This is a genomic window from Collinsella sp. HCP28S3_E9 (genome assembly GCF_052065455.1).
GTDB lineage: Bacteria > Actinomycetota > Coriobacteriia > Coriobacteriales > Coriobacteriaceae > Collinsella.
On the sequence record NZ_JBQHTZ010000003.1, the window covers coordinates 17,627 to 30,492 of the forward strand.

General features: G+C 62.4%; 8 protein-coding genes. 5 read left to right on the forward strand and 3 right to left on the reverse strand.

Annotated features, from left to right (window positions below; translation table 11 throughout):
- Positions 1–33: 33 nt before the first annotated feature.
- Positions 34–1,200 carry an ABC transporter substrate-binding protein gene (locus ACTNA2_RS02160; protein WP_441048473.1) on the reverse strand — a complete coding sequence of 389 codons (1,167 nt, stop codon included), beginning with the start codon at positions 1,198–1,200 and terminating at the stop codon, positions 34–36.
- A 250-nt stretch (positions 1,201–1,450) separates the two neighbouring features.
- Between ACTNA2_RS02160 and ACTNA2_RS02165 the strand changes: the two genes are divergently transcribed.
- Positions 1,451–2,794, forward strand: a complete 1,344-nt coding sequence (locus tag ACTNA2_RS02165; protein ID WP_427794447.1) for a homoserine dehydrogenase — start codon at positions 1,451–1,453, stop codon at positions 2,792–2,794.
- A 214-nt stretch (positions 2,795–3,008) separates the two neighbouring features.
- Positions 3,009–3,758 carry an SDR family NAD(P)-dependent oxidoreductase gene (locus ACTNA2_RS02170; RefSeq protein ID WP_441048474.1) on the forward strand — a complete coding sequence of 250 codons (750 nt, stop codon included), beginning with the start codon at positions 3,009–3,011 and terminating at the stop codon, positions 3,756–3,758.
- Positions 3,759–4,166: 408 nt separating this feature from the next.
- On the opposite strand, the gene ACTNA2_RS02175 is transcribed toward ACTNA2_RS02170, so the two are convergent.
- Entirely contained in the window at positions 4,167–5,729 is a 1,563-nt protein-coding gene (locus ACTNA2_RS02175) for a cation:proton antiporter domain-containing protein (protein WP_427719616.1), read from the reverse strand.
- A gap of 184 nt (positions 5,730–5,913) precedes the next feature.
- Here ACTNA2_RS02175 and ACTNA2_RS02180 point away from each other — a divergent pair, with 184 nt between their 5' ends.
- The 3 genes from ACTNA2_RS02180 (at position 5,914) to ACTNA2_RS02190 (ending at position 11,677) form a co-directional block, all read left to right on the forward strand.
- Entirely contained in the window at positions 5,914–9,660 is a 3,747-nt protein-coding gene (locus tag ACTNA2_RS02180) for a phosphoribosylformylglycinamidine synthase (protein WP_427747911.1), read from the forward strand.
- Positions 9,661–9,760: 100 nt separating this feature from the next.
- Positions 9,761–10,696, forward strand: coding sequence for a DMT family transporter (locus ACTNA2_RS02185; RefSeq protein ID WP_427728283.1), 936 nt, complete (start codon positions 9,761–9,763; stop codon positions 10,694–10,696).
- 135 nt (positions 10,697–10,831) lie between these two features.
- Positions 10,832–11,677 carry a hypothetical protein gene (locus ACTNA2_RS02190; protein WP_441048475.1) on the forward strand — a complete coding sequence of 282 codons (846 nt, stop codon included), beginning with the start codon at positions 10,832–10,834 and terminating at the stop codon, positions 11,675–11,677.
- Here ACTNA2_RS02190 and ACTNA2_RS02195 read toward each other — a convergent pair.
- On the reverse strand, positions 11,674–12,825 hold the full coding sequence (locus tag ACTNA2_RS02195; protein WP_441048476.1) for a diguanylate cyclase domain-containing protein: 1,152 nt from the start codon (positions 12,823–12,825) through the stop codon (positions 11,674–11,676). The genes ACTNA2_RS02190 and ACTNA2_RS02195 overlap by 4 nt on opposite strands.
- Positions 12,826–12,866: the final 41 nt, after the last annotated feature.

Below are 12,866 nucleotides of genomic sequence, written 5' to 3' on the forward strand. Positions count from 1 at the left end.
ATAACATGGCCCCACCGGTCTCGTTATATGCACTTAGGCGGCGATGTACTTGCCGTCCTGAATCACATAGGCCGTAGCGGGCTTCTCGACTTGGCCCTCGTCGTTCCACGTGAGCTCGCCTGTCAGGCCCTCAATCTTGATCTTGCGCATAGCCTTGGCAAGGTCGCCGGCAATGTCGGCGCCGTCGACCGTAATGTCGATGTCCGCCTCATCGATTGCCTCGACAATCGCGTGGATGCAGTCATAAGCATCGGCGGCAAACTGGTTGGGCGTCTCGTTGTAGGCGTCCTTATATGCCTTGACGAAGTCGGCGTTCTTCTCATCGTCGGCAGAGAACGGGGTCATGAGCAGCACGCCCTCGGCAAGAGAGGTGTCGAAGCCCTCAACGGAGAGCAGGCCGTCCATGCCGTCGGTGCCCATGAGGGTCAGTTCGTAGCCCATGTCCTTGGCGTTCTTGAGCAGGACGGACGCCGGCGTGTAATAGATCGGGGCAAAGATAAGCGTGGCGCCGGCCTCCTTGGCCTTGGTGAGCTGGTTGGTAAAGCTCGTGGAAGAGTCGTCCTTAAAGGTCTCGGTATCGACGATATCGAGCTTGGACGCCTTGGCCTGCTCGGCAAAAGCGTCGGCAACGCCCGAGCTATACGTATCGCCGGAGTTGTAGAACAGGGCGATCTTGGCGTCTGCATACTTCTCGGCCAGGAACTTCGCGGCGCTGGCGCCCATGGTGGGATCGGTGAAGCAAACCTGAAAGACCGTGGTCTTATCCTTGGTGACGTCGAGCGACGAGGCCGAAGGCGTGACCATGAGCATATCGTCGGCGATCTCGCCCGAGACGGCGACGGCGGCACCAGTCGTGACGGGGCCGACGAGCGCCTGCATGCCCCAGTCGCACAAGGTATTGAAGGCGTTGATGGCCTTCTCGCCGTCGGCGACGTCATCCTCGGACTTAAGCGAGAGTTTGAGATCCTTGGTCGAGAAATCCCTGGCGGCGAGCTTGGCACCTTTTTCGGCCGAAACGCCATAGGTTGCCGCGGCACCGGTCAGAGGGCCGATGACACCGATCTTGAAGGTCTTACCGTCATCGGCGGAGCCGCCGTCCGAGCCACCCGACGAGCAACCAGCGAGTGCGGCAGCGCTGCCGAGCGCCGCGGCGCCGGCGAGAAAGTTCCTACGGCTGAGCGTGCTGTTGATGTTGAACATGATGTCCCCCTTTTTCGCTGGCCGCGGTGCGGCCGTCTTGCGGTACGGGGCAAACCTTATGGCGCAAACGTTGACAGTTTGTTACGGAAGTTCGTTTGTAGCGAGCATGTTTCCAATGTTTCCGCAGCGTTTCGGGGGTGCCGTTTTGTGCGACTCCTGTTGCCTGGCGAGCACGCGCTCTCGGTTCACGCTAGAATGCACTCAACATTACTTGATCAATCAATCTATAAGATGCACGAAGGAGCTATCTATGAGCGAACCCCTGCGCACCGTGAACGTCGGTCTGATCGGTCTGGGAACCGTCGGCGGCGGCGTGGCCCGTCTGATCAAGAGCCACCACGATGAGTACCTGGCCGCCTACGGCATCGACCTTAAGCTGACCCGCGCCTGCGCGCTTGCCTGGGAGCAGGCCGAGGCGGCAGGCATTGAGCGCGAGGCCTTTACGAGTGACTGGCATGACGTCGTTACCGACCCAGCCGTCGATATCGTCGTCGAGCTGATCGGCGGCGAGCATCCCGCGACCGAGATCTTCACCACCGCCTTTGAGCACGGCAAGCACGTCGTCTCTGCCAACAAGGCCCTGTTGGGCCGCCACGTCGAGACGCTTGCCGAGAAGGCGCGCGCGTGCGGCGTGCAGATTAAGTGCGAGGCCAGCTGCGGCGGCGGCATCCCCATCGTGAGCACGCTCGAGCACGACCTGGTGGGCAACAAGATCCTGACCATCGCCGGCATTCTCAACGGTACCACCAACTATATCCTGTCGCGCATGGACGCCGAGGGCGCCGATTACGCCGACGTGCTCGCCGACGCGCAGGCCAAGGGCTATGCCGAGGCCGACCCGTCCGCCGACGTCGACGGCTTCGACGCCGCCAGCAAGACGGCGATCCTCGCCTCCATCGGCTTTGGCACCCGCGTGACCACCGATGATGTGTACCAGCAGGGTATCCGTACCATCGGCGCCGAGGACATCGCCCAGGCCCGCGAGCTCGGCTACACCATTAAGCTGCTCGGCATCGCCCGCAACACCGACGCCGGCGTCGACGTCCGCGTGCATCCCACGCTGATCCCCGCCGACCACATGCTTGCCAAGGTCAACGGCGCCATGAACGCTGTCTACGTGGTAGGCGACGCCGTGGGCGAGACCATGTTCTACGGTGCCGGCGCAGGCTCCTTCCCCACCGCGAGCGCCGTCGTGGGCGATATCCTGTCGCTCTCCGAGCAGATCAGCCGCGGCGTGGCTCCGCTGCCCGAGATTGAGCCCTATGGCCACAACCTCGCCTTTAAGCCCATGGACGAGCTCCAGACCAAGTACTATGTGCGCCTGAAGGTCGCCGACCGCGTGGGCGCCCTGTCCGAGACGGTCGACATCTTTGCCAAGCACAACATCTCGATCTCGCTCATCAACCAGGTCGAGGACGGCAAGTCGGGCGCCAGCGATACCTGCTCGGTCATCTTCCTGACGCACCGCGCGCTCGAGAAGGACGTCCAGGCTGCCGCGGCCGAGCTTGCCAGCGTCGACTGCGTGGCCGAGGTCGCCAACGTCCTGCGCATCGAGAACGTCGAGGCCTGGACCGAAGGCGTCATGGCCAACTAACCCAACGCTCGCCCAGCAATACGCGCTTTGAGGGCTCCCGTCCGATGTGGGACGGGAGCCCTTTTGCCTCCTGCCCTAAGCACAACGGCAGAGCACATTTGCGCGAGCCGCTCATCGGTAACGCGCGCTACCGTTCACCGATATGCAAACGCGGTCGATTCCGGCTATCGCTACGCTGTGCTGAGAGTGTCCGCCCGCGATGAGAGGAAGCACTATGTTGCTCGAGGGCAAGAAAGCAATCGTCACCGGAGGCACGCGCGGTATCGGCTATGCCATCGCCTGCCGTTTTATCGAAGAGGGCGCCGCAGTCACCGTCTTTGGCTCGCGCCAGGAGACTGCCGACGCGGCCGTTGAGAAGCTGGCGGCCGCCTATCCCGACGCCAAGGTCTGGGGCCGCTCCTGCGACCTCACCTCACTCGAGGCCGTGACCGAGGCTTTTACCCAGGCTGCAACCGACATGGGCGGCTTGGACACGGTCGTCAACAACGCCGGCATCTCCCAGCGCTCGCCGCTTTTGGACTACACAGCCGAGGAGTTCGCAACGGTCATGGACCTTAACGTCGTCGCTGTCTTTAACGGTCACCAGGCGGCCGCCAAGATTATGACCGAGGCCGGCCACGGCGGCACCATCACCACCACGAGCTCGATGGTCGCCAAGTACGGTCAGCCCTCCGGCGTCGGTTACCCCACGTCCAAGTTTGCCGTCAACGGCATGGTCCAGTCGCTCTCGCGCGAGCTCGCCCCCATGGGCATTCGCGTCAATGCCGTCGCACCCGGCGTAACCAAGACCGATATGGTCGCCAACCTGCCCGAAGAGGTCATCAAGCCCATCATCGCCACCATTCCGCTGGGTCGCATGGGCGAGCCCGAGGATGTCGCCAACGCCTTTGTTTTCCTGGCGAGCGACATGTCCTCCTACGTCACGGGCGCCGTGCTCCCCGTCGACGGAGCCGCCCGCTCCTAAAGGTCGCAAGCCACGACTTCGAACCTCAACGAGGCCCAACGCAAAAGGCGCGCTGCCTGCATCAACCGCAGGCAGCGCGCCTTCTTCTGTTTGTAAGGGAAACTGCGTCCCGGTATTTCAGCTCCGAACGGGACACAGCTTCCCTCAGGACCTTCTTTCGGAAACTATGTCCCATTCTGGGCGCGGATTCTGGGACGCGCTTTCCGCAAGGCCTTTGATTCGGAAAGCGCGTCCCATTTTGAACCTTCAGACTGGGACGCGCTTTCCGGCAGGAGTCCAAAGCGGAAACCGCATCCCACTCCGGGCGTCCATTCTGGGATGTGACTTCCCGATGGGGGCCGATGCGGAAACTGCGTCCCGTTTCGGGTCTTTAAAGCGGGACGCGGCTTCCCCTAGGGAAGCATCTCGTTATTTGCCGTCGTCGTCCTGGGCTTCATCGCGTGCGTAGAGCTCCAGCATGCGGCGGCGGTATTCGCGCACGGCGAGCTTGGCGCGCTCCAGGCGGCGGCGCTCACGCGGAGTCAGCTTGGACGGGTCGATCTCGTCGCCATAGGTCTTCTCAGCCAGCAAATGAGCGGCGTCCACGATGCGGGCATCGATGTGGCCGCTCGCCGCCTCGATCGAGAGGCGGTCAGCAATGGAATCAAGGGTAGGTATGCCGTCGAGCGAACGCCCATGGCCATGCGAGGTCAAAAGCTCATGCTCGCGCGCGAGCAGGCTCGCTAGGTCGTGGTGAGCGCGCAGGATATCGAGTGCGTCGGCAGGGTGCTCGGCGACCTCTGCCACGGCAGTGGCCGGCGCGGCATCGACCACGCGATAGAAGAGCTGCGCGAGCAGCGGCATCAAGAACACCGTGATGGCACCGGCGGCTACCATAACCGAGGCGACGTCTTGCGACAGAGCGCCTGCGTTGACGGCCACACTCGTCACGGCAACGATGATCGGCAGGGCCGTAGTGCAGTACAGAGCCACGGTAATGCGGCCATACGCCGAAACGTCACGTGTCGCGGGACAAATGCTCATAGAGACAAGGATCGGCACGGCGCGAATGATCAGCAACGCCGCGATAAAGCCCACGAGCAGACCCGGGCGCGACGCCACGGCCGTCAGGTCAATCTTTGCGCCCGACACGGTAAAGAACACCGGAATCAAAAAGCCATAGGCCAGGCCATCGAGCTTGGTCTCGAGCGTATGGTTGCCCTCGGGGATGATGTAGCGCAGGACAAAGCCGGCGGCAAAAGAGCCCAACACGATGTCGAGGTCAAAGATGGCGGAAAATGCCACGAGTGTGACCAGAATGAGCACCGTCAGGCGCACGAATGTCTGCGACGTCGTGTCGGCCCGTTCCTCGACAAACGCAAAGAAGCGGCTGCCGACGCGCTTGGAGCGGCTCGGAACCACGGCCAACAGCACACAGACCAGTGCAAACAAGCCAAGGATCACGAGCGTCTGGATACCAGTACGAGCGGAGAGCAGCACCGACATGGCAAGCACGGGACCGAGCTCTCCCCACGTGCCATAGGCAAGGATGGAGTCGCCCACGCGCGTGCCGGTCAGCGAACGCTCACGCATGATGGGCACGAGCGTGCCGAGCGCCGTCGAAGTGAGCGCCAGCGTCACGGCGATACCGTCGAAATGGCTGACCGAGAACCACGGGGTAAAGCGCACGGCAAGCCAGGCGATGCCAAACGTGACGACCCACGTCGCCATACCGTAGCGTCCCTCGACGCCCGTGATGTTCTTGGGGTCGATCTCAAAGCCGGCAAGCAGGAACAAAAAGGCCAGACCGAGCTCGGACACAAGCGAGACCTCGGCATCTACATGGATGACGCCGAGCATGTGAGGTCCCAGCACCGCGCCGAACACGAGCAAAAAAACCGTCTCGGGAACGGGCTTTCCGGGAATCGCCGATGCGATAAAGGGGCTTGCGAAAGCCACAAGCGCGATGATGGCGAGCGAAACGAATGCCATGTGATGCCTTTCTCTTGTTTGCGCTTCACTGTAGCACCCTCGCCGTCCTCAATACGCCATGAGCTGTCGTATCATAGTGACGTTTACAAACATGTGGCTCAAGGCGACCGCGAGGCTTGTCCCGCAAACCGACCGCTGCCGCATACCGCACCGTACGCCCAACCGATCAGGAAGGCAGGAACCAATGGTCTCTCGTATTTACGTGGAGAAGAAACCCGGGTTCGACGTCGAGGCTCAGCAGCTCAAGGGCGAGCTGACCGAAATTCTCGGCATCAAGGGCATCGAGGCCCTGAGGATCATCAACCGCTACGACGTCGAGGGCATCGACGAGGAGCTTTTCCGCTCCTGCGTGCCGACCGTCTTTAGCGAGCCCCAGGTCGATGTGACCTACGACGAACTCCCCGCAAGCGATGGCGCCGTCTTTGCCGTCGAATTCCTGCCTGGCCAGTTTGACCAGCGCGCCGACTCCGCCAGCGAGTGCGTGCAGCTCATCAGCCAGGGCGAGCGCCCCGCCGTGCGCTCCGCCAAGGTCTATATGATCTCGGGCGCTCTGGACGAAGCCGCCATCGAGGCCATCAAGCACTACGTGGTGAATCCCGTCGAGGCCCGCATCGCCTCGCTCGACCTACCCGAGACGCTGTACATGGAAACCCCCGAGCCCCAGCCCGTCGAGGTGCTCGACGGCTTCCGCGAACTCGACGAGGCCGGCCTTGCCGCCTTTATCTCCGAGCGCGGCCTTGCCATGGACGAGGCGGACATCGCCTTCTGCCAGCAGTACTTCCGCGATGAGGACCGCGACCCCACCATCACCGAGATCCGCGTGATCGACACCTATTGGTCCGACCACTGCCGCCACACCACCTTCGGTACCGTCCTGGACGACGTGACAATCGATGACGCCGTGGTACAGCAGGCCTTCGACCGCTATATGGAGATGCGCCACGAGCTCGGTCGCGACGCCAAGCCCGTCTGCCTCATGGACATGGGCACCATCGGTGCCAAGTACCTTAAGAAGACCGGCGTCATGACCGATGTCGACGAGTCCGAGGAGATCAACGCCTGCACCGTCAAGGTGAAGGTCGATGTCGACGGCGAGGACCAGGACTGGCTGTTCCTGTTTAAGAACGAGACCCACAACCACCCGACCGAGATCGAGCCCTTCGGCGGTGCCGCCACCTGCGTGGGCGGCGCCATCCGCGACCCGCTCTCTGGCCGCAGCTATGTGTACCAGGCCATGCGCGTCACCGGCGCCGGCGACCCCACCGTCCCGGTCTCCGAGACGCTCGAGGGCAAGCTGCCGCAGCGCAAGCTCGTGACCACCGCTGCCGCCGGCTACTCCAGCTACGGCAACCAGATCGGCCTTGCCACCGGTCAGGTCAACGAACTCTATCACCCCGGCTACGTGGCCAAGCGCATGGAGGTCGGCGCCGTCGTGGGCGCCACCCCGGCAAACCACGTGCGTCGCGAGTGCCCCGCCCCCACCGACAAGATCATCCTGCTGGGCGGCCGCACCGGCCGTGACGGCATCGGCGGTGCCACCGGCTCCTCCAAGACCCAGAACACCGATTCCATCGAAACCTCGGGTGCCGAGGTCCAGAAGGGCAACGCCCCGGTCGAGCGCAAGCTGCAGCGTCTGTTCCGCCGCGGCGACGCCTGCCGCCTGATCAAGCGCTGCAACGACTTTGGCGCCGGCGGCGTCTCGGTCGCCGTGGGCGAGCTTGCCGACGGCCTGTATGTCGACCTGGACACCGTGACCAAGAAGTACGACGGCCTGGACGGAACCGAGCTCGCTATCTCCGAGTCCCAGGAGCGCATGGCCTGCGCCGTCGCCGACGGTGACGTCGAGGAGTTCATGGGTTATGCCGCCGAGGAGAACCTGGAGGCGACCGTCATCGCCGAGGTTACCGCCGAACCGCGCATGCGTATGGCCTGGAACGGCGTCGCCATCGTCGATCTGTCCCGCGAGTTCCTCAACTCCAACGGCGCACCCAAGCACCAGGTCGCCCACGTGTGTGCCCGTAGCGTGTGGCAACCCAGCTGGGCCGGCACCACGCTTGCCGAGCGCATGACCTCGCTTGTCACCGATCTCAACGTCGCCTCCAACAAGGGCCTTTCCGAGCGCTTCGACTCCACCATCGGTGCCGCTACCGTGCTCATGCCCTTTGGCGGCAAGACGCAGCTCACCCCGAGCTCTGCCATGGTCGCCAAGTTCCCCGTGGACGGCGAGACCACCACGGCGAGCGCTATGGCATGGGGCTTCAACCCCTACCTGATGGAGGCCGACCAGTTTGCAGGCGCCTACCTGTCCGTGGTCGAGTCCATCGCCAAGCTCGTTGCCGCCGGCTTTGAGCACAAGCGCGCCTACCTCTCCTTCCAGGAGTACTTTGAGCGCCTGCGCACCGAGCCCGAACGTTGGGGCAAGCCCATGGCAGCCGTCCTGGGCGCCCTTATGGCCCAGGTCGACCTGGGTGCCGGCGCCATCGGCGGCAAGGATTCCATGAGCGGCTCGTTTGAGGACGAGGCCGGCGAGCTCAACGTTCCGCCGACCCTGATCAGCTTCGCTGTCGCCGTGGGCCGTGCCGCCCGCGCCGTCTCCCCCGAGTTTAAGGGCCTCACGCACCGCGTCGTTCGCATCGCCCCCGCCACCTATGGCGAGGACTACCGCCCCGATGCCCAGCAGCTGCTCGCCGCGTTTGACGCCGTCGAGGCGCTCACCGCTACCGGCGACGCCCTGGCCGTCTCCACGCCCGGCTACGGCTGCGGCGCCGAGAGCCTCTTTAAGATGTGCGTCGGCAACCAGATCGGTATCGAGCTTGCCGAAGATGTGGACGTGGAGAGCCTCTTCACCCCGCTCTACGGCAGCTTTATCGTCGAGCTCGCCGAGGACGCCGAGCTGCCCGAGGTCGCCGACGGCGTTGTCGTCGAGCCCCTGGGTACCACCGTCGAGGGCTATGTCATCGACACCGGCTCCGAAGTCATCGAGCTCGCCGAGCTCCAGGAGGCCTGGGAGAGCGGTATCGAAGGCGTCTTCGCCTACCGCAGCGCCGGCGAGACCCCCGAGGTCGAGGCCATCGACTTCCGCGCCAAGGATATCCACGTGTACGGCGGCGCCAAGATCGCCCGCCCGCGCGTGATCATCCCTGTGTTCCCCGGCAACAACTGCGAGTACGATAGCGCCCGCGCCTTCCGCGCCGCCGGCGCCGAGGCCGACACCTTCGTGATCAACAACCTCACGCCCGAGGCCGTCGCCGAGAGCACCCACGAGCTCGCCCGCCGCATCCGTGCAAGCCAGATCGTCATGATTCCCGGCGGCTTCTCGGGCGGCGACGAGCCCGACGGCTCCGCCAAGTTCATCACGGCGTTCTTCCGCGCTCCCGAGGTCACCGAGGCAGTCCGCGACCTGCTCAAGGCCCGCGACGGCCTGATGCTGGGCATCTGCAACGGCTTCCAGGCCCTGATCAAGCTCGGCCTGGTGCCCTACGGCGACATCGTCGACGCCACGCCCGATGCGCCCACGCTGACCTTCAACACCATCGGTCGCCATCAGAGCCGTCTGGTGCGCACCCGCATCTCGTCCAACCTGTCCCCGTGGCTGTCGCAGTGCAGTCTGGACGACCCCTACACCGTCGCCATCAGCCACGGCGAGGGCCGCTTTGTCGCCAACGATGAAGTGCTCGCCCAGCTGATCGCCAACGGCCAGGTCGCCACGCAGTACGTGGGCGAGGATGGCAAGCCCAGCATGGATCTCTCCGTCAACCCCAACGGCTCCGCGCTCGCCATCGAGGGCATCACGAGCCCCGACGGCCGCGTCCTGGGCAAGATGGGCCATGCCGAGCGTCGCGGCGACAACCTGTACCGCAACGTGCCCGAGCATGTCCCCGGCGATAAGTTCATGCCGATCTTTGAGAGCGGCGTAGCCTACTTCGCTTAAATACGTTCCCATCGGGTACAATCCCCTCGGGTAACAACACCCGCCACCGGCACACCCGGTGGCGGGTTCTTTTTTACTTCGCGCATACAGGAAGGACATCATGGAAAGCCGCAAGCCGTATCTCGCCACCCTGCCCGGACTCATCCTGGGCTGCCTCGTCTGCTGCGCACTCTGGGGGTCGGCTTTCCCCTGCATCAAGATCGGCTATGAGCTCTTTGGCATCCCCGCGCACGATAGCGCCTCGCAGCTGCTCTTTGCGGGCTTGCGCTTCACGCTTGCCGGCGCCCTGGTTATCGTTGGGATGAGCGCGGCCCAGCGCTGCCCACTCGTTCCACAGGCTCGCGACATTAAGCCCATCTGCATCTTGTCGCTCTTCCAGACTATCGGGCAGTACTTCTTTTTCTACCTGGGACTCTCGCGCGCCAGCGCCATGTCGAGTTCCATCATCGAGGCCAGCGCCAACTTCCTCGCCATCCTCTTTGCCGCTCTGGCGTTTCGCACCGAAAAGCTCGATGCGACCAAGGTACTCGGCTGCGTACTGGGCTTTGCCGGCGTCGCATTCGTCAACCTTTCGGGTGCGGACGGCACCTTTGGCTTTACACTCGACGGCGAGGGATTTATATTGGCTTCCACTATTGCGGGCGCCCTGTCGACCTGCCTCATTGGCATCTTCTCGCGCGAGCATGACGGCGTCTTGCTCGCCGGCTGGCAGTTTTTGGTCGGCGGTTTGGTCCTTACCGCCATCGGGTTTTTGATGGGCGGCGCGCTATTCCCCACCGAAATCGCCCCCGCCATCGCGCTCATCATTTATATGGCGCTCATTTCCGCCGTCGCGTACTCGCTGTGGTCCCGCCTACTCGCCGTCAACCCCGTTAGCCGCGTTTCGGTCTTTGGCTTTATGAACCCGGTCTTTGGCGTGCTGTTGAGCGCGTTGTTGCTCGGAGAGGGCGCTGGCACGAGCCCCGTTACCGTAATTGTGGCCCTGCTCTTGGTCTGCAGTGGCATCATCATTGTCAACAAACCTAAAAAGGCCTAACAAACCACCCCGTTTTGAAAAGGGCAGCTCTCACTTTAGCTTAATGGAGCACACTGTATCTCGTTGATTTCGTACCGAGTCGCGGCGGCAAACGCCGCCTTGCCGTAACGCGCCGGCGACATCGAGGGGATGCAGATGCATAAGAAACTGGTTATGGGAAACCAGGCCTTTGCGTATGCCGCGCTTGCGGCGGGCGTTCGCGTGGTCGCCGGCTACCCGGGCACGCCGTCGACGGAACTTGTCGAGACAGTTGCCAAACTCAAGGCCCAAGGTAGTGCCGAGGGTGTCCACGTCGAGTGGTCGACCAACGAAAAAGCCGCGCTCGAGGTGCTGGCAGGTGCATCGTATGCAGGAGCGCGCTGCCTTTTTACCTGCAAACAAGTTGGACTAAACGTTGCCTCCGACCCGCTCATGAGCCTCAACTACGTGGGCATCAAGGGCGGTCTGGTGCTGTTTGTTGCCGATGATCCCGGCCCCATCTCCTCTCAAACCGAGCAGGATACGCGCCGCTTTGCCGCATTTGCGAAGATCCCCGTGCTCGATCCGCAAAATCTGGAGCAGGGTTACGCGATGATGCAAGAGGCATTTGAAATCTCGGAGCGCTACCATACGCCCGTTATCGTGCGCCCCACCACCCGCGTATGTCACGCCTCAACCTATTTGGAGGTACCCGAGCATACCGTCGCACATCCCGCTGGCACCTTTGAGAAGGATCCCAAATGGGTTATCTTCCCGCGCCGTTCGTTTGCCGCCCATGGCGAGGTTAACGAGCGCCTGCCGCAGATTGCAGACGCCTACTCCAGCGGCAAGGCCGCAGACGCGTTTAACCCCATCGAAAACCATGGCGATGCCACGCCGCGCCTGGTGAGCTGCCGCGCTCCGAGAAAAAGACGAGGCGCATCTTCGACAGCCGATACTAGTCCCCGAAAGCGCAGAAGGGGCGCACGACCATCGCAACGGTCGTGCGCCCCCCTTTTTTAGCGTATCTGGACGCCGACTTTCTTCTTCTCGCGCTTTACGCGGTAGAGCTCCGCGTCGGCAGCACGGAGCAAGTCTTGCCAGGTATCGACGCCATCACCAACCCGTGCGTAGCCGATGGACATCCGCAACAGATACGGAACCTCGGCGCGCGCGAGCTCGTCGTTGATTGCCGCGCACAGATGCAAGATATCCTGCTCCGCTATCGCCTTTTGAAGCACCACGAACTCATCGCCGCCATAACGCGCGATAAAGCTACCAGACGCCGAGCAGACTTCTTTGAGCGCAGCGGATATGACCTGAAGAGCATGGTCGCCCTCCACATGTCCATAGCGGTCGTTAATCTGCTTAAAGCCGTCGGCGTCCATCACAAGCAGATAAACGTCTTCGGCCTGATCCACATTTGAGAAGAGCGACAGTATATAGGTCTCAAAACGGTTGCGATTGTTGAGGCCAGTCAACGGGTCGGTCGAGATGAGCTGCTCCTGGAAGACAATGTAGAGCAGCAATATGCTAATCATTATGCCGACACAAAGACCGGGCAACGAGTATACAACCTGAAAGGTACCGCCCACCAGGGCCGGAATGGCGAAAAATGCCAAGGTTCGATAGATGGTCTTCGTCTGCAGGCTCTCGACCCTGCGAGACTGCACAAACGCATGTAGGGACGTATGTATAACGTAACAGTAGCTGACAATGGGCTGGATCATATAAGCAGAGCCGCGACTATACACGCCCTGCGAATCGATATAGAACAGGGCGTGCGTCCAGTAACTGGTAAACGCCAGCACGACCACCAGAACCGTAGGCGACGCTACAAGCACCACCCTATAGCGCGAGGCCAAAAGGCGAGAACCCTGCACCGTCTCGGAATAGATAAACCAAATGAGACACACGATGGCAAAGAGCGAAAACGAAACCGCGTTGGAAATCCAGTTGACAGCAATGCCCAACGTGCCGTCCACACCATCCAATAGCACCCAGATCATATCGAAGAATATGTACGCGGCAGAGGTGTAGCCAAGCATGCTAAACAATAGCTGCTGGGTGCTCGAGAACAAGGAGCGACGGCTCCGCACGGCAAGCCCGATAAGAACAATCATGCTTAGCAGGAATATCTCAATCTTGAGCGCCTTAACCACCAGGCCCATCTCCCCATCATCAAACCGACAGCGCTTCTCCGAGCCGCACG

What these genes read in the sequence shown, in the direction of transcription:
- ACTNA2_RS02195 (WP_441048476.1), bottom strand. Translation starts at nt 12,825, where the DNA reads ATGGGCCTGGTGGTTAAGGCGCTCAAGATTGAGATATTCCTGCTAAGC.
- ACTNA2_RS02175 (WP_427719616.1), bottom strand. Translation starts at nt 5,729, where the DNA reads ATGGCATTCGTTTCGCTCGCCATCATCGCGCTTGTGGCTTTCGCAAGC.
- ACTNA2_RS02180 (WP_427747911.1), top strand. Translation starts at nt 5,914, where the DNA reads ATGGTCTCTCGTATTTACGTGGAGAAGAAACCCGGGTTCGACGTCGAG.
- ACTNA2_RS02165 (WP_427794447.1), top strand. Translation starts at nt 1,451, where the DNA reads ATGAGCGAACCCCTGCGCACCGTGAACGTCGGTCTGATCGGTCTGGGA.
- ACTNA2_RS02190 (WP_441048475.1), top strand. Translation starts at nt 10,832, where the DNA reads ATGCATAAGAAACTGGTTATGGGAAACCAGGCCTTTGCGTATGCCGCG.
- ACTNA2_RS02160 (WP_441048473.1), bottom strand. Translation starts at nt 1,200, where the DNA reads ATGTTCAACATCAACAGCACGCTCAGCCGTAGGAACTTTCTCGCCGGC.
- ACTNA2_RS02170 (WP_441048474.1), top strand. Translation starts at nt 3,009, where the DNA reads ATGTTGCTCGAGGGCAAGAAAGCAATCGTCACCGGAGGCACGCGCGGT.
- ACTNA2_RS02185 (WP_427728283.1), top strand. Translation starts at nt 9,761, where the DNA reads ATGGAAAGCCGCAAGCCGTATCTCGCCACCCTGCCCGGACTCATCCTG.